The 24,916-nt window shown below is 70.2% G+C and carries 12 protein-coding genes and 3 pseudogenes; 9 read left to right on the forward strand and 6 right to left on the reverse strand.

The window, feature by feature from the left end; all coding sequences use genetic code 11:
* Positions 1–209: 209 nt before the first annotated feature.
* Positions 210–314, reverse strand: a pseudogene (locus HJD23_RS44585) (polyisoprenoid-binding protein); the annotation flags it as partial.
* Between the two features lie 99 nt (positions 315–413).
* Between HJD23_RS44585 and HJD23_RS42600 the strand changes: the two are divergent.
* Positions 414–599, forward strand: a complete 186-nt coding sequence (locus HJD23_RS42600; RefSeq protein WP_171115818.1) for an FG-GAP repeat protein — start codon at positions 414–416, stop codon at positions 597–599.
* A 161-nt stretch (positions 600–760) separates the two neighbouring features.
* On the opposite strand, the pseudogene HJD23_RS42605 reads toward HJD23_RS42600, so the two are convergent.
* A pseudogene (locus HJD23_RS42605) lies at positions 761–1,251 on the reverse strand (endonuclease); the annotation flags it as partial.
* 1,361 nt (positions 1,252–2,612) lie between these two features.
* On the opposite strand from HJD23_RS42605, the gene HJD23_RS42615 reads away from it, so the two are divergent.
* The gene (locus HJD23_RS42615) at positions 2,613–3,230 is read left to right on the forward strand and encodes a sigma-70 family RNA polymerase sigma factor (protein WP_171115820.1); all 618 of its coding nucleotides are present in this window, start codon (positions 2,613–2,615) and stop codon (positions 3,228–3,230) included.
* Between the two features lie 451 nt (positions 3,231–3,681).
* The gene (locus HJD23_RS42620; protein ID WP_171115821.1) at positions 3,682–4,689 is read left to right on the forward strand and encodes a hypothetical protein; all 1,008 of its coding nucleotides are present in this window, start codon (positions 3,682–3,684) and stop codon (positions 4,687–4,689) included.
* Positions 4,690–5,590: 901 nt separating this feature from the next.
* Here HJD23_RS42620 and HJD23_RS42625 read toward each other — a convergent pair.
* Positions 5,591–6,106, reverse strand: a complete 516-nt coding sequence (locus tag HJD23_RS42625) for a GNAT family N-acetyltransferase (protein WP_171115823.1) — start codon at positions 6,104–6,106, stop codon at positions 5,591–5,593.
* A gap of 208 nt (positions 6,107–6,314) precedes the next feature.
* On the opposite strand from HJD23_RS42625, the gene HJD23_RS42630 reads away from it, so the two are divergent.
* A complete protein-coding gene (locus HJD23_RS42630) occupies positions 6,315–6,641 on the forward strand; it encodes a hypothetical protein (protein WP_240980951.1) in 327 nt (108 codons plus the stop codon).
* A gap of 538 nt (positions 6,642–7,179) precedes the next feature.
* Here HJD23_RS42630 and HJD23_RS42635 read toward each other — a convergent pair.
* The gene (locus HJD23_RS42635; RefSeq protein ID WP_171115825.1) at positions 7,180–8,739 is read right to left on the reverse strand and encodes an FG-GAP repeat protein; all 1,560 of its coding nucleotides are present in this window, start codon (positions 8,737–8,739) and stop codon (positions 7,180–7,182) included.
* Between the two features lie 445 nt (positions 8,740–9,184).
* Here HJD23_RS42635 and HJD23_RS42640 point away from each other — a divergent pair, with 445 nt between their 5' ends.
* The 4 genes and pseudogenes from HJD23_RS42640 to HJD23_RS42660 all read left to right on the forward strand — a co-directional run bounded on the left by HJD23_RS42640 (position 9,185) and on the right by HJD23_RS42660 (position 21,775).
* The gene (locus tag HJD23_RS42640; protein WP_171115827.1) at positions 9,185–18,349 is read left to right on the forward strand and encodes a DNRLRE domain-containing protein; all 9,165 of its coding nucleotides are present in this window, start codon (positions 9,185–9,187) and stop codon (positions 18,347–18,349) included.
* On the forward strand, positions 18,349–18,873 hold the full coding sequence (locus HJD23_RS42645) for a hypothetical protein (protein WP_171115829.1): 525 nt from the start codon (positions 18,349–18,351) through the stop codon (positions 18,871–18,873). The genes HJD23_RS42640 and HJD23_RS42645 overlap by 1 nt, the downstream gene beginning before the upstream one ends.
* A gap of 767 nt (positions 18,874–19,640) precedes the next feature.
* Positions 19,641–20,207: pseudogene (locus HJD23_RS42655) on the forward strand (sensor histidine kinase); the annotation flags it as partial.
* Positions 20,208–21,082: 875 nt separating this feature from the next.
* On the forward strand, positions 21,083–21,775 hold the full coding sequence (locus tag HJD23_RS42660; RefSeq protein ID WP_240980952.1) for a protein-L-isoaspartate(D-aspartate) O-methyltransferase: 693 nt from the start codon (positions 21,083–21,085) through the stop codon (positions 21,773–21,775).
* Between the two features lie 54 nt (positions 21,776–21,829).
* Here the strand turns inward: HJD23_RS42660 and HJD23_RS42665 are convergent, their stop codons facing one another.
* On the reverse strand, positions 21,830–22,579 hold the full coding sequence (locus tag HJD23_RS42665; protein WP_171112107.1) for a PP2C family serine/threonine-protein phosphatase: 750 nt from the start codon (positions 22,577–22,579) through the stop codon (positions 21,830–21,832).
* Between the two features lie 202 nt (positions 22,580–22,781).
* Positions 22,782–23,036 carry a hypothetical protein gene (locus HJD23_RS42670; RefSeq protein WP_206326246.1) on the reverse strand — a complete coding sequence of 85 codons (255 nt, stop codon included), beginning with the start codon at positions 23,034–23,036 and terminating at the stop codon, positions 22,782–22,784.
* A 513-nt stretch (positions 23,037–23,549) separates the two neighbouring features.
* On the opposite strand from HJD23_RS42670, the gene HJD23_RS42675 reads away from it, so the two are divergent.
* Complete coding sequence (locus HJD23_RS42675; protein ID WP_171112108.1) at positions 23,550–24,863, forward strand: vanadium-dependent haloperoxidase; 1,314 nt, start codon at positions 23,550–23,552, stop codon at positions 24,861–24,863.
* The last annotated feature ends 53 nt before the right edge of the window (positions 24,864–24,916 follow it).

Consider the following 24,916-nt stretch of genomic DNA (forward strand, 5'->3'; position numbering starts at 1 on the left):
AGGGCGGGGCCTTGACTATGCCAACACGGTCGGCTGATTTCCTCGATCACCGCGATGTAGTTGCCTTCTTCTACCGCATCGGAACCGGCGCACCTGGCCCTTGACGCTGTGCAGGGCGTCGAAGGCGACCACGGCGCCGGCCAAATCGAGGATCCCAGCAGCGGGCGGAAGGCGGCCGTCTCGTTGGTCTTGGCAACTACCAACGGCCCCTCTGAGCGCAGGATCTCGGCCGAGCCCTCGAAGCCGACGCGCTCGTTGCCGTAAGGGTCCGCGGCCGTGCCGGTGAGCTCCAGGTCGATCGAGGGCGGCTTCGTCACGTTGGTTCATTGTGAGGTCGCCGAGGCCCCGCGCCGGCACAGGGCGTCTGGTACTACAAGCTGGACGCCCGGGGGAACACGCTCGTCGAGCAGCAGGTGAGCACCGAGTCCACGGCACGTATCGCCGTCGCCGACTTCAACGGCGACGGCAGGCTGGACTTCGCGACCACGGCCTACGACACCGTCGGCTACTACGAGATCAAGGACCCGAAGGTACGGCTCTACACCAACGCCTTCGCCTGGCCCGGACCGGTCACACCCCCGCCCGGCGGTGACGGCTGACAACAGCCCCGCCGCACATGGACCCGTGCTCCCGCGCTGCGCTGACGCCGCGCGGGAGCACGGCACGGTACGGCCGACGGCTCCGGCTACGCGTCCGTGTCTTTGGCCATGCGTCCGTGTCCACAAGCGCGTCCGGGAGGAGCTGCGCCTGACGAGGGAGATCAGCTGATCGGTGCGTACGGCACGCCCAGCTTGTCGATCTCTTCGGCGTACCTGCCGACAGGGTGCGGCCCCGATCCGTCGAGAAGATGACCGAGAAGATCCGGGTGTGGCCGTTCTTCTGGCCCTGCGTCAGCTTGACGGAGGTGAGGTGCTCGCCGGACGCCAGGGCCAGGGACGTGGCCGTGCCGCCCCTACTGCCGTGGGACAGGACCGTGCCGCCGTCGTGCGTGAGCGACACCGCGTCGAGGCGGGCGCCGCCGCGCAGGGTCAGCGTGCGGGGGGAAAACGGACGGCAGGTCGTCCGTGTCGTTGAACGCCGTGCCGTGCGGGCCGCCGAAGAAATCTCCGGCCTTCAGGGACGCGTTGACGGTGCAGGAGAAGTCGACCGCGTGTGGGAAGTGTCGGACAGGTGCTCGCCGTCCGAGCGGAGGAAGGAACGCCAGTCGTTGCTGTACCGGGTCGCGTCGAGGGTGACGAGGTCGTTGCCGCGGTCCGGGCTTGTCCCGCGTGGCCAGGGCCGGGGCTTCGAGCATGTCGGCGGCCTCTTCCAGGTAGGTGACCAGGGTGTCGAGTTCGTCGCCGGGGGCTTCGTTGTAGCGGGACCAGCGACCCAGGTGTCCGTTCGCGGCGTCCAGGTACAGGCCCGAGGTGCTGTCAGCCGGGCCGAGGGCGACAACCGGAATCCAGGTCGGCTTCCACACGGTGATCCGCTCCTCTTCCGGACGGTCGGCGTTGAGGGTGTCCTGGTCGGCCTGTGAGTTCATCTTCAGCCGGTAGGCGGCGGCCACAGCGTCCAGAGTCATCAGAGGCCGGTTGCCGGGCAGGCAGCCCCAGCCGTTGGCCCCGTCGTCGCCTGCGGTCAAAGACCACAGGATGCGCAGCTCGACGGGTATCTGAACGCCGAGGCCGCTTTCCAGGGCGGCGATGTCGGCGGGGCTGGCGCCGGCGCGGAGCGCGGCGTACGAGTCGGGGGCATTGTGCTGGAGCGAGCGGATGATGCGCTGCCAGGCATCTGCGATCTCCCGTCCGGTGACCGCGATCCGGCGATGGCTTCGGCAGCGCGGCCATGCCGGATGAGCAACTCGGCCACTTCTGACGGCCGCAGTTCGGTATCCGGACTTCTGTGGTGCAGGCGGTGACGTCTCGGTCATCTGCACAGCCGCTTCAGCTGCTGACTCGCCATGACCGAAGGAGCCCACTAAACCTGCCGAGGGCCTACGCGGCTTTTCCTTCTGTACACAGGGTGCGTGCTAATAAGAGAGGTGCGGTCATGGCGGGTGCTGGAAGGACAGGACCGGGAAGCAGTGATTCCCAAGGGCTGCTGTCGCTGCGGGCGACGCTGGTTCTGACGCTGTCCGTGTTGGTGGGCATTGGTGCAGGGGTGCTGACGTGTCTGGGCGGAGCGCCGCCGGCTGTGGGAGTGCTGACAGGGTGCGCGGCGTTCGCCAGCGCGGTCGCCTTCTTCCACCACCTCATCGTCTGATACCCGGTTCTGGTGCTCGGAAGGGCGGGGCCGGAGCGGCGGCTGTCTCGGCAACCGCCCCCCACCGCGGTTCTACGCCGCAGAACCGAACGGTGAACTCGATGCCAGCAGCGATGCCGTGCGGGCTCTCAGGGAACACGACCGAAGTTTTTTCGGGCGCGGCTAAACCTTCTGAGCCCCGGAGGGCTTCTCCTTGCAGAAAGTCCACCGCGCACCATCCCAGGGTTTGCACGAGACCACGGGACTGCAGCAGGGGACACGGCTTGGCCGCGCCTGGGGGGAGAAGCGGCCGGCTCGGCGTGGACAAGATGCGCCGGGCCCTGTGACGAAGGGGTACGAAGTGGAACGGCTCGGAAGGAGTCCCACGGTTGACCAGCGAGCAGGAAGCCACTGCGGTGGCACAGACGATCCCCCAGGCGCGCGCGCTCGACATCCGCGCCATAACTGCCCACGGACATCCCGCCGATGACCCGGCCTTCGCGTCCCTTGTACGCAGGCACTACGAAAAACTGGTACGTGTGGTGACCGCGATGACCGGCGACCGGCACCTGGCTGAGGACATCGTTCAGCGGACCTTCGAGAAAGCGGTCCGTTCGTGGCCCGCGATTCGCGGCTATCAACGCCTGGACAGTTGGCTGTACAAGGTCGCCCTCAATGACACCCGCAGCCACCACTCACGTGCCGCCCGCGAGGCACAGGCCATCAACGACGCCGGTCACATGAGCGGCTTAACTCCCGACTCCATCACGTCGGCCACAACCCAGATCGACCTGGTCAGGGCGCTGGCCCAGCTGCCGCCCCGGCAGCGGGAGGTGGCCGCCCTGGTCCTGCTCGGTGAGCGCTCCATCGCACAAATTGCAGAGGAGATCGACCGGGCCCCGGGCACCGTAAAGGCCACATGGCACAACGCCCGCGCCCGCCTCGCGCAGTTGCTCAGCGGATACGCCGCACGACATCACGGAAAGGGGGACGCACATGAGCGATAACCACACGCGCGGACACAAGGGCGTGCCTATGCCGGAGATGGCAGGCCTGCACGCGCGCGGGAACGACGAAGACCCGGCAGCGGAGCTGGATCTGCGTGTTGCCGTGGACGACTTCACCCAGTCTTTCACTCCCACTGACCCCGCCGCCGTACTTGACCGGCTGCGCCGCGTCCCCGTGGGAGGCAACATGACGGGCGCAGGCGGGCCAGCCAGTCAGGGGAACCGGTCGCCAGCCGTGATGCCGAATTCCGGACCGCGACCCCCATTGAGCGGGGAATGCATGCAGGAGCTCAAGGCGCAGCTAGTCTGCTCCAGCGGGGGAGGCAAGACGGTCATTGCCGCGTACTTGCAAGCACTCGCTGCTCGCCCAGTCGCCGATGACGCACAGGTGTGGCTGATCGACGGATGCTCAGGCACCGGCGCACATGCAGGCGCATCTACCCTTCAAAGGATGGTCGAGGCGCTGAACGACCTCACCACATGCCTGGGCCGGGCGTCACAGGTCCCCAGCCACAGCCATCACAGGCTGGACCAGCTCAACATGCAGGCTGAAAGCCCGCCAAGGCGCCTGTGGATCCCCATCGAGCGCGACTCCAACTGGCGCACGACGTGCCTCCAGGCAGGCGAGAACGAGCAGGACTTGGACATCCTGACAGAAATCATCGCCTGCGCCCGCCCCCTCGCTGGCCGGGCGGTTACCGACGACGTGCGCTTCACCCTCAGCACGCTGGGCACCGAATTCTCCCGCAGGAGCCGCCTTTCTCATGGCGAGGCGCCTTGGGTACGGTTCTTGGACTTCACCTGGCCTGCGCCGGTTGTCGGCCGCTCACTCGCCGACCTCCTGCAACACCAGGCCCCTGACGTCGCCGACGCATGGCGTGTCTGGAGCATGGGCCATAACATCGCGCTTAGTCCTCACATGGCTGGAGTGTGGGAGAAGCACGCAGCCCCCCGCCATGACATCGCAACGGGCGCGGTTTTCGTCCTCTTGTCTGCCGACGCCTGCCGCACCCTGAGGGTCCCGCCACCGCCAGCCCAACGCCATAACGGCCAGCCCGACCCCATGCCCCGGGATGGCCAGTCCAGCGAACACGGGGCCGGCACGCTGCCATCTGCCGACGGAGCTCGTGCCAGGGCCGCGGCTGGTGCAAAGCCGTCCGCCGGCAAGAGCCCGTCACCAGGCGCTGCCGCTGGTGGACGGCAGGCAGCCGAGCCGGACCCACAAGATCACGTCATTCAGCGCATCGATGACTTCCTGAGCACCGTCACAATCAGTGGAGGATCACCGGGACAGGAATGGCGGGACGATCGCGAGCACCGGCGAATGGATCCTCCTGGCGCGCTGGAAGGCGTCGCACCGGTCCTTGACGAGCGCACCATCCAAGCGATCAAGGCCTATGAGCCCGGCGAGGACACGCTTCCCGACATCGAACGTCTCCTGCTCAGCGCCGCACGCTGACCGTGTCGGAGCCGACTACAGGCATCTTTCATCCCCGTTGTCCGGGGAAGGCCAACCCCGGCACAGGACAACAGCAGCCCGCCACCCGAGAGGGGGAACCGACGAAATGCGGTTCCTAAGGTGACGGAATGCGCGGCGCGAATCAGCGGGCCGTATGTCCACCGCGTGTTCGTCGGCGCTCGCGCCGCGTCGGGTTCCCAGAACGGGAACCCGAGACCTGCGCGGGGATCTTGGGCCGTTCCTGGAACGTGAAATGGGTGGCCAACGCCAGAGCCAGCGGGCTTCCTCGGTAGTGGTGGAGGGTTGATTGCGCTGCCGAGCGTGGCCGTGGACGGCTCCCGCGGCGGAAGGGCGACGCGGCCCGCTCCCACGCCGACCGCATCCGCACGGTGCTCTTCGAGGCCCAGGGCATCGGGCTGACGCTGCCGCAGCTGACCAGAGCCACCGAACTGACAGTGAGCCAGGCCCGCTCCGGGCTGGCGATCCTGCGCGACTTAAAGCGTCATCAGCGCCGCACGGTGCGGCCGGCCGGCCAGATATCCCAGGTGGCGCGGGAGTCATGCGGCCGGGCGGGCGCAAGCCTTGCCGACCTGTTGGCCGTGCCCGTGTCCCGCAGCACCGCGCTGCGCCAGCTGCGGCGCCTGCCGCTGCCGCAGCCGGAGGTCCCGCGAGGACCACCACTGCGTCGACGGCGACGAAGACGCGTGGTGGGCCATGGGCGTCGTATGAGCTGCCATGTACTGGCTTTTACGCGGCCGGCCCGGACGCACGTACCGGGCGGACACTGCGTCGGCCTGCAACCGGTACGTGTCCAGCCGCCCATGCGTTTTGCTGCGCCCGTACGAGCGTCGCCGGACGGGCGTCACGGCCGATTTCCCAGTGTCCGCCGCGGTGTGCGCGTTTACAGCGGGATGCGGAGGTCGAACACGGGTCCGGTGGTGTTGGTCGGCGTCGCGTCCAGTCGATGCAGGACGTGGAGCATCGGCTTGTTGCTCGCCGTCACCGCGGCGGTCAGCGTGTGGTGTCCTTCGCGGCGGGCCACCGTGGTGGCGTGTTCGGCCAGCGCGGTGCCGAGCCCCTTGGCCTGCCACGCGTCCTCGACCAGGATCGCGAGTTCCCCCACCCCTTGATGATCGGTGCGCATGACGTTGGTCATGGCGATGATGTGGTCCGCACGCTCGGCCGGAGTGGTCACCAGGGTGGTGCCGCTCTCCGGGTTGGACAAGTGGCGCCATTCGGCGGGTGAGAGCTGGGACTTGCCCGCGTGGTACCGCAGGGCTCGGCTGCCCAGCGAGCAGCGGTGGTGCAGTTGCTGGACCGGCGCCAGGTCGACGGGGGTTGCCTCCCGGGTCCGGGTGGCGGTGCCGTCGGTCAGGGTGATCGAGTGTGCGGCGTCTCGACAGTCGGCGTCGGGCATACGACGTTCTCCTCACATTGCGATCGTGACTGCTGTGCCGCCGGTCCCGGGACGCAAGTGCGGCCTTGCTACCGCAGAATTCTTTTACCGCGTCCAGGCCGGCTCAAGGGGGCTTTGCGTCATGCCGCTTACGCCCCGCTCTTGTTGAATCACGCAGAGAAACGGAAATGTGAAGGAGGCGTGGCCGTTGTTGCCGCCGATGCTGAGCATGGCTGGCGCCGCCGCCCAAGGACTCACACGGAAGGCCGCCCGCTCAGCCCAGCGCCACCGGGTCGACCTGCCCCGGCATGATCAGCACCATCCCGACGCCTTCTGGCGCGCTGCGGTCATGCTGGAGGAGTGCGTGCTGCTGCACCCGCTCCCGGCCCGCAATGAGGTGTACGGATACGGCGTCGCCATCGCCTGCCTAGAGGCCTCCGGCGAACGCATGGACACGAAGTTCGAGCTCTGCGGGAACCGATCTACGGCATCAGGGGGCTGCGGCTGGACTCGTACGGCATCGCCGAGAGGGGTGCGTTCCGGGCGCCAGGACTGACCTTGACCGGCGCTGCGTATATTCCACGGAGAATCGACGGTTGCTCGCTCGGTGGACCGGGCCACGTGCTGCGCAGTCACCGCAGCACACCCAAGTAGTCGAGCCAACTATGGCGACGTTGCCCGGCGGTAGCCCTCCAGGCACGTGATCAGCTACGGGGCGCGGCGCGGCATTTGCACGCGCAGCACGTGGGGCGCATCCGGTCGGCGGCCGGCCGGGGGCTGGTGAGGCTGTCCCCCTGTACGTGGTGCAGGTGCGCGCTGAGCCGATGGCGTCGTCAGAGTCGATCTTGTGGCCTTGTGGCCTTGTGGCCGGGGCCCACTGCCACGATGCCCAGGCCGTGTTCCCGGGAGGGACGCCCCTTGGCCATGATCTGCCGTGCGAGGAACCATGCGCGTTCGGCCGCAAGAGGGGAGGTGGGTGCCACGGGCAGGGTGTGCTGCGGCTTTGGGCCGGGCAATCCCGGATGCCCCGGGCGCACTCGGCCAGGGCATCCAGGAGGCGGGCGGCCGTGAGCTCCTGGGCGCCCGCCGCCTGCTCAGTGCGCCAGCGCGATGCCGAAGGCGTCGCCGTCGCCGCCGGCGGTGAAACCGAGGTCGCTCTCGGCGAGGGCCTTTGCGGACTCCAGGGTGCCGGGCTTCACCTTGAGGACGGTCACCGTGCCCGCGGCGTTGCCGGGAGCGCCGATCAGAGGCTCGACACGGCCGTTGCCGTCGGTGTCCAGGGCGCCGACCGTCCAGCCGAAGTGGTCACCCTCGAAGACGGTGCCCGGGACACCGACGGTGTCCTGGTCGATCCAGAGCGCGCCCTTGGTGGTGATGCCGCCGGTGGCGTTGCCGAACAGGATCATCGAGGCGCCGGAGCCCTTGGCCGAGCCGATCGCCTCACTGCGCATGCCCAGCACCAGATCGTCCACACCGTCCCCGTCGAAGTCGCCCGCGGCCAGGGAGGAGGCGAAGTAGTCCTCGGACTCGGGCTCGCCGGAGATGCCGGGCGATGACTGGTCGAAGAGCTTCACACGGCTGGTGGCGGACAGTCCCTGGGAGCCGCCGTAGAAGACGGCGATCCGCCCGGCGGCACCCTTGGTGCCGACCTGCTGGTCGGAGACGCCGACGGCGACATCGGCGTACTCGTCGTCGTTGAAGTGGCCGACGGCCAGCGCGCTGCCCGCGAACTCGCCGACGCCGATGACGTTTCCGGAGTCGACGTACCCGCCGGAGGCGGGGGCGCCGTTCTTGACGGGCCCGTAGAGGATGTGCAGTGAGCCGCGGTCCGAAGTACCGGCGATCTGTTCGCCGATGGTGGCGGAGATCAGGTCGCCGACGCCGTCGCCGTTGACGTCCGCGACGGCGAGTTGCTCACCGAAGCGGTCCTCGGCCTCGGGGACGCCGGGGACGTTCGCCGTGGACTGGTCGAGCTGGATGGTGTCGGTGGCGTTGAGGCCGGTGGAGGTGCCGAACATCAGCTTGATGGTTCCGGCGTTTGATTTGCCCCCGGCGTTGTCGAGGGGCTGGCCGACGGCCAGGTCGCAATAGCCGTCGCCGTTGACGTCCCCGGCGGCCAGGGAGTAGGCGAAGATCTCGTCCTTGGCGACGGAGCCGGGGTAGTTGGCGGTGTCCTCGGTGAAGGCCTCGGTCGTCGAGCCGGAGAGCCCGCCGGAGGCGCCGTAGTGCACGGTCAGCAGGCCGGCGCCCTCGGTGGTGCCGATGGCCTCCAGCGGGGAGGAGACCGCCAGGTCGGCGTAGCCGTTGCGGTCGAAGTCGCAGCTCGCCACCGCCTGCCCGAAGCTGTCGTCGGCCTCCGCGGACGCCGGCACGCCCGTGGAGTCCTGGTTGATACGGACGGCGGTACTCGCGGGCCCGGTGGAGGTGCCGTCCGCGACGACGACCGATCCGGCACGGGCGTCGCCGCCGACCGAGTCGCCGGGTACGCCGACGGTCAGGTCCGGGTATCCGTCGCCGTCGAAGTCGTACGGTGCCGCGGCCCCGCCGGATCCGGCGACGAGAGCGACCGTGGTCACCACACCCGCGCACACGAGCAGGGCGACGGCCGCGTGCCATGCCCTGGGCCGGCGTCTGGTTGCCTTCTCTTCGGCCATGACTGCCCTTCACTTGTCTGCGGCCGTACGGGAGTCCCCGTGACGGGAAATCGCTGTGGAGACCCGTAACCGGAGGGTGCGGATCACTGTCACGGAGAGCTGGCCGCGCGATCGACGACGCAGGTTATCCCGTCTTTCATCTCGAATTGATCACGGCCGGAGGTGCGCTCGACGAGCCGACCGGGCGCTGGCCGAAAACGTTTGTCGCTGATCAGAGGGGGTAGCGACCTGTTTCAAGATCCTGTGGTCGCCCTGTGGGGGAGGGACGTAACGGGGGATCTCGTTATAAACCTGTTGTCATGGGCATAGCCAGTGCGCTTTCGATCATCTACGGTGAACGCCGCTCGGGTGCGTCCTGCCCTCCGGTACCGACCGCATCCGGCTTCCCTGCTCCCGGCCGATCGCCTCCACGCGGGCGATCGGCCTTGTGGTTTGAAGGAGTGCCGTGCCCAGCCGCTCTCGCCACCGCTCGCTCGCGGGTCTCCGGCGCCGCCGCGCCGGACGTCCCGCGCGTGCCGTCGCCCTGACGTCCGGCAGTGTGCTGCTGGCACTGTGCGCCACCCTGTTGCCGTCGCCCGGACTGACGCCGTTCGTCCTGGCCGCCCAGGCCGCCCCCGGCGTGTCCTGGGACGACAGCACCCCGCCCGAGCAGCGCACCGGCACCGCGGCAGGCCGTGAGCACGCGGTCGGCGCCGAGCGGACCGACGCCAACGGCCGCGACGACGGCGATCCCGCGGACCTGAAGACGCCCGAGGGCTCGCTGCCGCTGTACGACTCCGGCACCGGCTTCACGCCTGTCGAGCCGAAGGTGAAGGCGAAGCAGCCGGTGCCGAGCACCACGGGCGGCGACCAGGAGGGACAGACCGGTTACGACCCGGAGCGCAGCGTCGAGCTCCCCGGTGAACGCACCGCCACGTCAAAGGAGTTCCGCAACCCCGACGGCACCCGGACCACCCGCGTCCACACCGAGCCGCTGCACTACGAGGACGCGTCCGGCGCCTGGCAGGAGATCGACACCTCACTGGTCCCGGCCGACCGGGCCAAAGGGGCGGCCGGCACCGCCGCGGGCGACGGTGACCGGCTCGCCGCCGCCTCCGACGACACCGGACTCACCCTGGCCACCCGCGGCGACGACCCCGCGCTGGCCGAACTGAAGGTCGACGGCGGCCGTCACAAGGTCGGCTTCGGTCTCGCCGGGGCTTCCGGCGCCACCGCAGAGGTGCACGACGACGCCGCCCACTACAAGGACATCCGGCGCGACTCGGACGTGGTGCTGGAGGCGGCGCACGGGTCCGTCAAGGAGACGATCGTCCTCAACTCGCCAGACGCGCCGCGCGAGTGGACCTTCCCACTCGACCTCGACGGACTCACTCCGTCGCTCGACGAGCACGGGGCCGTGCTGCTGAAGGACGCGGCGGGCACGGTGCAGGCCGTCATCCCCAAGGGGTGGATGGAGGACTCCGCCCACGACCCGGAGACCGGAGGGCCGGCCCTCTCCGGGGACGTCGACTACCGCCTGGCCAAGACCGGCGGCCGCTGGTCACTGAAGGTCGAACTCGACGACGCCTGGCTGGACTCGCCGCAGCGCGTGTACCCGGTCCGGGTCGACCCCAGCGTCGACGACATCGACACCAACGGCGACTCCTTCGTCCAGGACACCTGGCCGGACAGCAATTTCGCCGGTGACGACGAACTGAAGGTCGGCAGCTACGACGCGGGCACCAACCGCGCCATCAGCTACATGCGGTTCGACAACGTCACCAGCCAGCTGAAGAACCGTTACATCCTCAACGCCGACCTCGGCCTCTACAACGTCTGGTCCTCCAGCTGCACGGCGCAGGAGATGACCGTCCACCAGGTCACCGGCACGTGGAGTTCCACCACGGTCACCTGGAACAACCGCCCGCCGAGCTACAGCAACCTGATCGCCTCCGACTCCTTCGCCTACGGCGAGAACTGCGGCGGTTCCAAGTGGCGCGTCATCGACCTCGGCAAGAAGGGCACCGACCTCGTCGAGGGCTGGGTCAACGGGTCGGTCACCAACCACGGCCTCGCCATCTGGGCCGACTTCACCACCTCCGGTCCCTGGAAGCGCTTCGGCAGCGCCAACTCCACCAACAAGCCCTACCTGGCGATCACGCACAGCGCGTACGGTGCCCAGTACACCGTCGGATCGCAGACCGCCCCGCTGACCGGCGGCCAGAGCGGCGAGGTCAGCGTCAACGTCAAGAACCTCGGCGACTTCACCTGGGAGCCGCTCGGCTGGAACGAGGTCCGCCTCGGCGCCCGGGTGCGCGACTACGACACCGGCGCGCTGATGAGCCAGGTCGCCTTCACCCGCCTCAACGAGCGGCTGACGCCCGGTGACGACGCGACCCTCAGCGTGCGCATACCCGCGCTGCCGCCGGGCCAGTACAAGGTCAACTTCGATATGCAGCGACTGCGGGACCAGAAGTGGTTCTCCAGCGAGAGCGTCCCCGTGGCCACGGTCACCGTCACCTCGCAGGACGTCGGCCCGCGCATCACGGACGTCTATCCGGACCCCGGCGGTCAGGTCGGCAGCCTCACCCCGGCGCTCTACATGTCGGCCGAGTCCATCGACCACTACCCCTCCGGCGCCGCCCTCAACTACTACTTCGAGGTCTGCGAGGGCACCGCCGCCGCTCCGACGGCCTGTGTCAACTCCGGCTGGCTGACCAAGCGCACCTGGAACGTCCCCGCGAACAAGCTCACCTGGGGCAAGCAGTACATCTGGCGCGTCAAGGCCCGCGAGAACGGCCTGGAGACCCCGCTCAGCCCCTTCTACAGCTTCACCACCGCCGTCGAGCAGCCCGCGATCACCTCGCATCTCGGCGGGCAGGGCCTGGGCGGCCTTGGCCGTGAGGTCGATCCCGGCATCGGCAACTACACCACCACCGACACCGACGCGACGGTCGCCACGGTCGGTCCCGGCCTGACCGTCACGCGCACCTACAACAGCCGCGACCCGCGCTCCGGCAACGCCTTCGGCGCCGGCTGGTCCACTCGTTACGACATGCGGATCGAGCCGGACGGCGACGGAACCGGCAACGTGGTGGCCACCCTTCCGACGGGCCGTCAGGTCCGCTTCGGCAAGAACCCCGACGGCAGCTACGCGCCCCCGTACGGCAGCTTCTCCACGCTCACCGCCGTCACCGGCGGCGGCTGGAAGCTGACCGACAAGGAGCAGACCAGCTACGTCTTCGACGACGGCGGCCGGCTCACCGAGGTCACCGACTACCGGGGCCGCAAGCAGACCCTCGCGTACAACACGGGCGGCGAGCTGATCACGGTCACCGCCACCGGCGGCCGTGCCCTGAACTTCACCTGGTCCGGCGGCCATGTCGCCTCCGTCACCACCGACGCGCCCGAGTCCGGCGCCGACCCGTTGACCTGGTCGTACACCTACGACGGCGACAAGCTCACCCTTGTCTGCGGCCCGGAGGACAGCCTCGGTGCCTGCACCGCGTACGGCTACGGCGACGGCTCGCACCACCGCACGGTCGTCCGTGACGCCGGGCCGTTCTCCTACTGGCGCCTGGGCGAGCAGGACGGCGCCACCGACGCGGTCAGCGACCTGCCTCTCGACCGCGACGCCCACGCCGGCACCTATCGGGACGTCCAGCTCGGCACCGCGGGCGCGCTGGCGGGCAGCGCGGACACGGCGGCGACCTTCAACGGCACCACCTCGTATGTGCAACTGCCGGACCAGCTGGTCACCGACACGCCGTACCTGGCCGCCGAGTTGTGGTTCCGCACCACCGGCAGCGGTGTCCTCCTCAGCTACCAGGACCACACCCTGGAGGAGGCCACCACCGGTAAGTACACCCCGGCCCTGTACGTGGGCACGGACGGCAAGTTGCGCGGCGAGTTCTGGAACGGCACGGCCGCTCCCATCACCTCGGCGGGGGCCGTCAACGACGGCACCTGGCACCACGCGGCCCTGACCGCCGCGGGCAACACCCAGACGCTGTACCTGGACGGCGCAAAGGTCGGCAGCCTGACCGGCGACATCACCCAGTACGACCAGCGCTTCGTCTACCTCGGTGCCGGCTACTGGAACAACTGGCCCGCCACCACCGGCACCATCGGCCACTTCACCGGTGACATCGACGAGGCCGCGGTCTACAGCCGTCCGCTCGGCGCGCGTACCATCGCCGAGCACCACGCCTCCGCGCAGGTCGCCCAGCAGCTCACCAAGGTGACCCTGCCCAGCGGCCGGGTGCACGCCCAGGTCGCCTACGACACCGTGCGCGACCGGGTGTCGTCCTACACGGACGCCAACGGCGGCACCTACGCCCTGTCGGCGCTGGAGGTCACCGGCACCGAGGCCAGGCCCGCCACCGACGACGAGCCGGCCGTCGCCGGCACCACCACCCTCACCGTCACGATCACCGACCCCGACCAGCGCGAGTCCAGCTACACCTACGACCCGCTGCAGGGCAACCGGCTGATCGAGCAGACCGACGCGCTCGGCAACACCGCGCACTTCGCGTACGACACCGGCGGCTTCCTGGCGGCCACCACCGGCCCCGACGGCTCGGTCACCCGCCTCGGCCACGACGAGCGCGGCAACAAGATCTCGCAGACCACGTGCCGCGACACCGCCGACGAGAACACCTGCCACACCTCGTACTACAGCTACTACCTGAACACCGCTGACCCGCTCGACCCACGCAACGACCAGCTGACCGCCGTCCGCGACGCCCGCTCGTCGAGCGCGAGCGACGACACGTACAAGACGAGCTACGGCTACAACGCCTACGGCGACCGGACTTCCACCACGACCCCGGCCACCGCGGACTTCCCGTCCGGCCGCACCGAGTCGTTCACCTTCACCGACGGCACCGAGGCGGCGGTCGGCGGCGGCACGGTCCCGGCGGGCCTGCTCGCCACCAGCACCGACATGCGCGGCCGGGTGACCACGCGGCAGTACACGGCGGCCGGCGACCTGGCGAAGGTCACCGACCCGGCGGGTGTCGTCACCCAGTACACCTACGACGCGCTCGGCCGGGAGACCGGCAACAAGGTGATCTCGGACGCGCACCCGGACGGCGTGGCGTCGGCCATGGCGTACGACGGCGAGTCCCGTCTGGTGACGGTGACCGGTCCGGCCATCGCCAACGCGGTCACGGGCACCGACCATCAGGCGCGCACCACGTACACGTACGACGAGGACGGTCGCGTCCTGACCGAGTCCGTCGCCGACCTCCTCGGCGGCGACCCGACCCGCACCACCACCCGTACCTACGACACCCACGGCCGCCTCGCCACCCGAACCGACGCCGAGGGCAACCAGGAGACGTACACCTACGACGCCAACGGCCACCAGACCAGCCGCACCCTGCCCGGCCAGGGCACCTTCCGGTACGCCTACACGGCGCTCGGCAAGCTGGCGACGGTCACCCTCACCGGCTACATCGGCGACCCGAACAACCCGGCCGCCGCGCGGGACGTGGTGCTGGACTCGTACGCGTACGACCCGGCGGGCCGCCTGGCCGAGCACACCGACGCGATGGGCCGCACCACCCGCACCACCTACTACGACGACGGGCTGGAGGCGCAGCGGATCCTGGTCGGCTTCCACAACCCGGACGGCACCACCCGCGACCTCGTCCTCAGCGACCGCGGCTACGACGCGGCGGGGCACCTGACCCGCGAGACCACCGGCAACGGCAAGGTCACCACCGCCTACGAGATCGACGCGGCCGGCCGCACCACGGCCGAGGTCCTCGACCCGTCGGGCCTGGCGCGCCGCATCGCCTACACGTATGACGCCGTTGGGGAGGTGCTCTCCGAGACCCGCACGGGCGCGGGCGGCACCCGCACCGAGCAGGTCACCTACGAGCGTGGCGTCACGGGTGCGATCACCCGGCAGACGGTTGAGAACGGCACCGAGGACCTCGTCACGACCTACACGGTCGACGACCGGGGCCTGGTGGTCGCGGAGACCTCCCCCCGCGGCAACGCGACGGGCGCCGACCCGACGGCGTACACCACGGACCACACCTACGACGCGCTCGGCCGCCTCACCGAGACGCGGCTGCCCCCGGTGACGGCTGAGACCCGGCAGTCGGCGGCGGCCACCGTCCGCCCGACGAGCACCCTCGGCTACAACGCCTTCGGCGAGGTGACCGACGCCCGCGACCCGAACGGGAAGGTCGTGCACACCGCGTACGACCGCCTGGGCCGCGTGACGGGCACGACCCTGCCCGCCTACACCCCGCCGGGCGCGACAGCCCCGCTGACCAGCACGGTCTCCCGCACCTTTGACGCGGCGGGCAACCTGGCCAGCGAGACCGACGCCCTCGGCAAGGTCACGACGTACACCTACGACCAGCTCGGCAACCTCGCCAAGGTGACGCAGCCCGCCCCGCAGGACGGCGCCGCCGCCCCGGTGTCCACGTTCACCTACGACCTGCTGGGCGAACAGCTGTCGGCCACCGACCCGACGGGCGCCCGCACCGAGGCGACGTACGACGACCTGGGCCGCCAGATCACGTCCACCGTCATCGAACGCCGCCCGGCGCAGGGTGCGTTCACAACGACACTCCGCTACGACGACGCCGGCAACCTGCTGGAGACGAAGAGCCCGACCGGCCTCACCACGTCCGGGACGTACAACGCGGCGGGCGAGCCGCTCACCGCCACGGACAGCGCGGGCGGCGTGACCGCCTACAGCTACGGCCCCACGGGCCTGGCCGCGTCGGTGACGACCCCGCAGGGCCGCACCAGTCGCACGGCGTACGACCTGGCTGGCCGGGTGACGCAGGTCAGCGACGAGGACAGCGCGGGCACCATCCTGCGGACGACGAGTTCGTCGTACGACGCGGACGGCAACCCGACCGCGGTCACGGACGCACTGGACCACACGGTCACGCAGTCGTTCGACGCGCTGGGCCGCCTGACGAAGCTGGTCGAGCCGGTCGACGCCGACACGTCGATCACCACGACGTACGGCTACGACGCCGCGGGCCACCGCACGCGTCTGACGGACGGCCGGGGGAACACCACCTGGTACGACTTCACGTCGCACGGCCTGCTGGAGTCGGTGACCGAGCCCGCCACCACGGCCCACCCGGACCCGGCGGACCGCACCTGGACCACGGTGTACGACGAGGCCGACCAGCCGGTGAAGGAGCTCCAGCCGGGCGGCGTGACGGTCGAGCGCAGCTTCGACGCGCTGGGTCGTCTGACGCGGAACGCGGGCGCGGGCGCCGAGGCGGCCACGACCCCGGACACCTTCGGCTATGACGCGGTGGGCCGCCTGACCTCGGCGAGCGCGCCCGGCGGCACCGACACGTTCACCTACGACGACCGCGGCAACCTGCTGTCGGCGGGCGGCCCGTCCGGCACCGCCACCTTCACCTACGACGAGGAGGGCAGGCTCACCGCCCGCACGGACGCGGCGGGCCAGGCCACCTTCAGCTACGACACGGCGGGCCGACTGAGGACGGCGGCGGACCCGCTGACGCAGACCACGCTGACGTACGGCTACGACACGGCCTCGCGCCTGACGTCGATGACGTACGGCGGCGCGGGCGCGACCCGCACCCTGGGCTACGACGTCCTGGACCGTCCCACGTCGGACGAGGTGACGTCCCCGTCCGGGACGACCACGGCGTCGACGGCCTACACCTACGACAAGGCGTCCCGCCTCGCCGAGAAGACGACGACGGGCACGGCCGGCGCGGGCACCCAGTCCTACGGATACGACTGGGCGGGCCGCCTGACCAGCTGGACCGGCGTCGACGGCACGGTCAAGTCCTACACCTGGGACGAGGCGGGCAACCGCACCGGCGCGGGCGGCGTGACGGCTGTCTACGACGAGCGCAACCGCCTGCTGTCGGCCGGGGGCACCACCTACACGTACTCGGCGCGCGGCACCCGCACCGGCAGCACGGACGCGAGCGGCACGCACACCGCGGCCTTCGACGCGCTCGGCCGGATGGTGTCCGCGGACGGCACGACGTACGCGTACGACGCGCTGGGCCGCCTGGTCCAGCAGGGCGCCGACACGCTCATGTACGCCGACCAGTCGAACAACCCGGTCGCGACGGCTGCGGGCCTGATCTTCCGCGACCCCGCGGGCGAGGCGCTGTCCTCGGCGGCCGACGACGGCACCAACGCGCGCGCTCTGCTGTCGGACGCGGTGCACGACGATGTGACGGGCGCCCTCGACACGGCGACCGGTGCGCTGGGCACATCGACGTCCTACTCCCCGTTCGGCGAGATCACGGCACAGTCGGGCACCGCCGGACCGCTCGGCTACCAGGGCGAGTACACCGACCCGGCCACCAGCCAGGTGAACATGCACGCCCGCTGGTACGACCCGGCGACGGGCGGCTTCTCCTCGCGGGACTCCTGGACGCTGAACCCGGTGCCGTCGATCAACGCGAACCGGTACGGGTACGGCAACGGCGATCCGCTGAGGAACACCGACCCGAGCGGTCACATCAGCATCACAGACCTGGATGACTACGTTAAAACCGGCATCGACAAGCTGGAGCGCTACGCCAACAAGGGGTACGACGCGGCCAAGTCGGGCGCCCGTTGGGTCGTCAGGAACCCCGGCAAGGCGCTGCGCTTCGTCGGCAAGAGGGCGCTCGGCCCGATCGGCTGGGCGTGGGACGCGTACGACCTGTACAGGCAGCTGAACAACCAGCAGACCCGCTTCGAAACGCTGCCCTACGCCACCCCCATCCCCAAGACCCCGGGCCCGAACAACTACAGCACCGGCCCGTACCGTGGCCGCGTCATCACCACGTCCTCCGGTTACGGCGGTGGCGGTGGCGGCGGTGGGGGCGGCGGCACCGCCGGCCCGTGCGCGTTCCGCTGCGTCGACGCGGGCCCGCCGCCGCCCCCGCCCCCGCCGCCGTGGGAAGAGCTGATCCTGCAGGCCCTGACGACCAAGGCGGCGCGGCCGACCTCGGACGACCAGGTCGACGAGGAGTACCAGAAGTTCGTCGACGACGCGTTCACCAGGGCGCAGAAGCACCTGAAGCTCACCGACGAGGAGTTGCGCGGGTACTTCAAGATGTTCCCGCGGGGCGGCGAAGAGCTCGACCCGTCGCTGGACCCGTCGGGCCGGCCCGGGAGCGACGACTCCGACGACGATCCGTGCTCTCGGGACCGGGGGCAGCGTCACTACTACGAGCCCCTGGGGGAAGAGGACACGCCCAACGGCGTGGTCGCGCTGCTGTGCCCGGACGACTTGAAGCCGAAGAACTCCCGGGGGGCGCGCCAGGGCACCTGGGAGCCGCCGGGGTATGTGTCGGCCAAGGACCGGCAGCGGATGTACGTCTTCAACCGCTCGCACATTCTCGGTGACCGTTTCAACGGGAAGTGGATCAAGGAGAACATCTTCACCGGGTTCAAGCAGATGAACGACCCCGGAATGAAGCGCTGCGAGAACCGGATGGCCAGCGCGCTGGAAGCGAGGAAGACGGTGCTGTACTCGGCCCAGTTGGTCTACGGAAACGGCCGTGAGAACATCCCCACGGGAATACATATGACGGCCGTCGCGGAGGACAAGGTGCTGTTCAGCGGCGTGTTCGTGGAGAACCGTCCCGGAAGTCAGGTGACATGCTGATGCTCGACCATCTCGAACAGGCGCTCCCGGCACTGCGTGACCATCGTGTCTTGGGCGGACGCGGCATCGACTGGGCGTTCGTGGAGGCGGAGCTCGGCACCGCGCTCCCGTCCGATTTCGTGGAGCTGGCCGAGGCGTACCCGCCCTTCAGCATCGACGACTTCCTCTCGCTGCACCTCCCCGAGCCGGGTGAGGAGCGCTATTTCACGGGCGGCATCAGCGAAACCCTGGAGATCCTGGCGGACCTCCGGGACTCGGACATGTCCCACGGCCATGTGCCGCATCCGGAACCCGGTGGACTCATTCCGTGGGGCGACTCCAGCGAGGGCGACACCTTCTACTGGCGCACCACCGGCGGCCACCCGGACACCTGGACCATCCTGATCAGCGGCCACAACGACGACTGGTGCGAGTACCGGGGGAACCTGACGTCCTACCTCACCGGCCTCCTCACCGGCACGGTTGCCCCGGACGGCCTGCCACCGGACTTCCCCGGGGCTTCACCGACGGTCGAATTCGACTGAGGGAGCGATGGAGCCGGGAGCAGCCGGCTGGTGGCGACCGCGAGCTACGTCGTCCCGGTCTTCGTCGCGCTGCCCCGGCTCCAGGCCCGGCGGGCTCACCAGGTCGGACCAGGCATGTTCTCGCTCAGTACGCCTGGTCCGCGCTGTCCCGCTACGCCGAGACCCGCCGGCTGTTCGTCCTGCTGAGCGCCGACAAACGCGAGGCTTGCCCGGTCATCCCGCCCAGACGGGCGCGGCCGCGGCCGCGGGCGCTGCCGGACCCTGCTCGAGATACGCGGCCGGCTTCTCCAGGCAACGCGGGACAGAGGGCATCGCGATCCACTCGACCACGGGAGGCCAGAGCCTGCGCACCGCCCTCCCACCACAGCTGGTGTCACTGGTGGGCGGGCTTCCGGCTCACCCGCAGCCGCCGTGCGGCCTCCATCGGCTTGATCTTCTGCTCGAACAGCTCGGCCGCCTGCATTCGTACCGTCTCCAGGCGCCGGCGTCTCGCAGCAGACAGCCCGTCCCCATAGATTTCACCCTGTCGAGCCGAAGTCAGTAGACGATGTCTCAATCGGCGATCATTGCGTGGTTACCACTCGCACCACTCGCCCAGATCGTGGGGCGTCCCCGACCGAATGAAGTCGCGCACGAGGCCCCATGCGCGGTCGACGGTCGGGACTTCGAGGTACCCCTGGCCACGGGAGCGCAATACGTTGAGGTGATCCGCCAGGTTCCGTACGTCCGAACGTCTCTCAACTGCGGAGAACCGACCCGATTCCGGCCCCGGCCTGCTCGCCGCCCTGCGTGAGGAGGTCCTCGCTCCCCAGCGTGTTGTCGAGGACCTGCGACCTTGTCGAAGCCGGCGCCGGGGTCCTGCGGCTGCACTGCGAGCCGACCCGCGCCGTCGGCCTCCTCGGCCGGGTTGCCGCTGCCCATGGTGTCGCGGCCGGCACGGCGGGCGTCGGCGTGCGCACCGTCACCGCGCAGCGCGCACCCTGGCCGGGTGCAGGACCGGTCCGTTTGCGGCAGGAGCTGGGCAACCTGGTCTCCGAGGCGCTGCGCCGCACGCCGCCCGGCGGCACCGTCACCATGGCCGCGCGAGCCGGCGGCGGCAGCGTCGTGCTGGAGGTCGCCGACAGCGGCAGTGGCATCGCGTCCGGGGACCTGCCGCACGTCTTCGACTGGTTCTGGCGCGCGGGGAAGTCCCGCGCCGGCGCACCGGCGGCAGCGGTCTCGGCCTGCCCGTCGTCCGCCACTTGGTCGCCGCCCATGGCGGCACCGTCGAGGCCGTCAGCGGCCCCGGCACCGGCAGTGTCTGCACTCTGGGCCTGCTCGTTTTCACGTCGTAGCAGGGGTCCCTTGCGGCGATTGTTGAAAACGGCTCTGTCCGCGGTTGTCGTCAATGTCCAGGCCGGCGACGGAACCGGGGGACTGTTTCAGCAGGGCGGTCGAGGACGACGTCGCCGTTCCGCCGCGGGGCGCAAGGGCGTACCGCACCGGTCCTGCGCACGGCCTGACTCGCCGCGCGCTTGCGCCGCCGCCATGGCCGCTGCGCAATGCCGCTGCTGCACGACACCTCCTTCTGTCGCTCCAGGGCCTGCGCCCGGACGGCGTCCGAGGCGCGGGTGGTGCCCTCCGCGGTGTTGCTGGAGCGGCTCTCGCCGTGTCCGCGCTCTGCGGCGAAGTCGTCATGAAGGGGGGCGTATGGCGCGCTGGGGCCGGCTTTCCAAGGCCTCGCACCGTCGCCGCCGGGCGCCGCCCGGTCGTGGAAGTCGCCGGTGCCCGCACGAGCTGATCCGCTGGACCTCCCGCCACGGTGAGCAGATCGTCGCCTGCCTCACCGGCCTGGAGCACGAGTATGTCACCGTCACCGACGACGGGATCCTGAGGTTCGCGCCCGTGGTCTGTGCGCGGGCACGCGGGGTGTCGTCGCTGCCGGCGCCGGCCTCGTCGGCTGCGGCGAGTGGGGCTGGAAGAACGTGGGGAGTTTGCCGGGCGTCGCGACGGGGCGAGCACTAGGGCGTGTTTCGAAAGTCCCGTCTGGCCCGCGACGCCTGGCACGGCGCCTCGCTGCGTTGTCGGGATCGCCCGCGTACGCCCAGTACGCGGGCGACCCTCCGCCTTGCGATGCACCGCACCAGACGCCGCGGGCCCCGCCCTCCGGGCGGACGACGCTACTTTCGAAACACGCCCTAGCGTGGGGGTAGGGGGGAAGCACCAGGGGGTGGGTGAGGCAGCCGTGGACTGCGTACCGTCCCTGCCCTGGGCAGCAGGGCAGCCCGAGGATCTCGTACGGGCCCTCCGTGCTCTCGGGATCAGGGAGGAGCGGCTGCTCGACGCCGTGCGGGCGACGCCGCGGGCCGGATTCGTCCCGGCCGGTCAGGTCGCCTCCGCCTACCTGGACGTGCCGATTGCGATCGGTGAGGGACAGGTCACCACACAGCCCTCGCTGTCCGCCATGATGATCGAGAGCCTCGGTCTGGGCGGGCGCGAGCACGTCCTTGAGGTCGGCACCGGCCTCGGCTTCCAGACCGCACTGCTCGCCCGGCTGGCCGCCGACGTGGTCACCGTCGAGATGCGGCCGGACCTCGCCCGGCAGGCGCGGGGCAATCTCGCCCGACACGGCGTACGGAACGTTCAGTTGCGGGTCGGCGACGGCAGCGGCGGTGTCCCCGACCGCGCTCCCTACGACGCGATCGTCGTGTCGGCCGCTTTCCCGCGGGTGCCCGCGCCGCTGGTCGCGCAGTTGCGGCCGGCCGGTCGCCTGGTGCAGCCGATCGGGCCGGGCGGACACGAGCAGGTGGTGTGCTTCGTGCGCACCGCGACGGGCCTGGAGCAGCGGCAGGTCGTGACCGCGGCACGTTTCGTGCGGCTGCAGGGGCGCTACGGCTTCCCCAAGGGCGACGCCGAGCACTGAAAGAAGGACAGCCGGCAGATCCTGCCCGGCAGTCACGGCACGACGCCGGGCTGCCTACTCCTGGGCGACGCGCACCACGGCCAGCGTGATGTTGTCGGGGCCGCCCGCGGCGATGGCGGCCTTCCACAGCTCGAAGGCCGCCCGGCCGTCGTCGTGCTCACGCAGCACCGCCTCGAGCACGTCCTCCTCCACCGGGTCGGTCAGGCCGTCGGTGCAGATCAGACAGCGGTCGCCCGGCGCCAGGGGCACGGCCGTCACATGAGGCTGGACGGGGCGGTAGCCGGGGCTGCCGCCCAGGCACTGGGTGACCAGGGACGTGGTGCGCTGCCCGGGTTCGGGCGGCGGGCTGTCGTCGACGCTCACCTGCTTCAGCCCGCTACCCAAGGTCGCGAAGACCCGGCTGTCACCCACGTTGAACGCCAGCAGCGAGCCGGGCCGCAGGACGACGCCGGCGACCGTCGTCCCCATGGCGGTGAGCTCGGTCTCCCGCTCGCCGCCCGCGGCGACGTACACGGCGCGGTTACAGGCGTTCAGCGTGTCGCGGACGGCGTCCTCGCTGCTCAGGCCGGGTCCCGCCCCGGCGATGCGGCGCACAACGAGGGCGCTGGCCACGTCGCCGCCGGGATGCCCGCCGAGCCCGTCGGCGACGGCGACGACGAGGGGCGTGCCGAGCGGGAAGAGCAGGGTCTGCGGGGTTGCGGTGACGGTGGCGCACAGGGTCCACGGCCCGATGACGAGGCTGTCCTCGTTCCGCTCGCGCAGCAGCCCGGGATGGCTGAGCGCACTCACAGCGACGTACGGCATGGACCGCCACCGTTTTCCCGCACCGCGCACGTGCCCCGGGGGGGCGGTCTCCGGTCCAAGTCTAGTGGCCCCGGCCGGCAACGCTTGCCCGTCAAGGAGCGGCGTCCGGTGCGTGCTCTCGGCGTGTCGGCCGGAGAGGGAGATGGTGGAGTCGGGAATTGGAACGGCTGGAATGTCTCGGCCGGTGCGCCCGAGACGCCGGTCACAGATAGTCGAAGAAGCGGGTCCACCACGTTGGGGGATGCTCGGGCGGGTAGTAGGAGACGAGGTCGCTGACGCCGTCGTATCTCGTCACGAGCAGGTGCTCGGAGATGACGACGTAGCCCAGTGATTCGAGTTCGTTGTCGATCCGGTGACGGTCGGTGGCCTGGAAGAGTTCGCGTGCCTTGTCCTCGTCGTAGCTTCCGGGATTGCCCAAGGCCACTGCTGTCAGGTTCCCGAAGTTGCTGACGGTCACAGTGATGTGATCCCCGCCGGCGGTGGCGGCCTCCGGGATGGTGATTGTCCCGTGGTGGCTTGCGTCCTGGACGTACCGATCGAACAGCTCGTGACCGTCCGCAGACCGACGGCGAGAATCTGTCCGTCCCGGGTTCAGGTCCGGACCGCCGCGGCCGTCGCCTCTGCACCGAATCGCCAGAACCAGCCCAGGTCCCCCGGATGCGGTTGCATCTGCATGGGGTGCAGCTGTGTTCGTTGTCCGTTTGTGCCTGGCGGCTGCATGTGCTGCGCGCTGCTGGCCGGCGTGGTTGTCTCCTGGGAGGCGGTCTGCTGTTGAAGAGGGGCAGGTCCCGCCGGCTGCCACGGGTGTTGCCGTGCGTCTGTACCGGGCCGCAGGGTTCGTGTCCGGTTTCCGCTTTGGCGGCGTCAGTGCCGGGGAACCACCACCTCTGCGTGACTATCCGCGCCGGTGGCGGTTACGCCGGTTGTGCATGCTTCCACATCGGGCAGAGCGGCTGCCGTAGGCGCCGTCATGTCACTCCTCCTTCTCCTCGTTGCAGTCCTGAACGGCCCGCCGGCCACTGCCGGCAGCCACGCGCCGCCTGCGGCGGATCCCGATGCGATCCGTGATTGGAACACGATCGCCACCGACACGATCGGCGCCAATCTCGGCGCCACCCGCCCTTCGGGCCAGGTGGTGATCTGGCACGGGTTCGTCTCGGCTGCCGTCTACAACGCCGTGGTGGGTATCCGGGGCGACTACGCCACGTACAAGTGGCAGGTGCGCGGTCCCTCCACCGCGTCGCCCGAGGCGGCTGCCGTGGCCGCGGCCCACCGGGTGCTGGTCACCTATTTCCCCGCCTCCCAGACGCAGCTTGATGCCGCCTACGCCGCATCTCTGGCCAGGATTCCCGAGGGCGGCGCCAGGACGCAGGGCGTGGCCTTCGGGGAGCGGGCCGCGGCACATCTCATCGAGCTGCGTGAAGGCGACGGCCGGGATGCACCGGTGCAGTTCACCGCACCGCCCGCGCCCGGCGTCTGGCGGCCCACGCCACCCGGCCACCAGCCGTTCATCGACCCCTGGCTGGGCAGGCTGCGCCCAATGCTGCTCACTTCCCCAGCCCAGTTCCGTCCCGGGGCCCCGCCCGCACTGTCCTCGGCCCGCTATGCCCGGGACGTGAACGAGGTGAGGGCCATGGGGGCGAGGACCGGCTCGTCCCGCACCGCGTTGCAGACCGAGACCGCCCTCTTCTTCGGGGGCAATCTGGCGGTGCAGATCCAGGCGGCGCTGCGGGACTACACGGCCCGGCACCACCTGGGCATCGCTGAGACGGCACGGCTGTTCGCCGCGGCGAACACTTCTGCCACCGACGCCGTCGTCGCCGCCTGGGACGCCAAACTCCACTACGGACGCTGGCGGCCGATCACCGCCATCCACCTGGCCGGCACCGACGGCAACCCCGCGACCGCGGCCGACCCGCAGTGGCAACCGCTGCTCGTGACGCCACCGCACCCCGACTACATCAGCGGCCATGCCGCGGTCGCCGGAGCCGTGACCCAGACCCTGAGCGCACTGCTGGGCACCACGCGCCTCGACCTCACCTTCTTCTCCGAGGCCACCGGCACCACACGACACTACGCATACGCCGACCGGCTCAACGAGGACATGATCAACGCTCGCGTCTGGGCCGGGATCCACTTCCGCTCCGCGGATGTGGCCGGGTGCCAGGCCGGCAGCCGTATCGGCGTCTGGGCCATCACCCACTACTTCCGGCCGCTGCGTTCTTCGCACGCCCAGGCCTCGCCGATGGCATCGCCCACGTGCCCGCGGACAGGTACGCGCTGATGCCCTGACACCTTCCCGGCCGGGACCGTCGGCGGGTACGTGCCCAGGCGTAC

Source organism: Streptomyces sp. Z423-1, assembly GCF_013009255.1.
GTDB lineage: Bacteria > Actinomycetota > Actinomycetes > Streptomycetales > Streptomycetaceae > Streptomyces > Streptomyces gossypiisoli.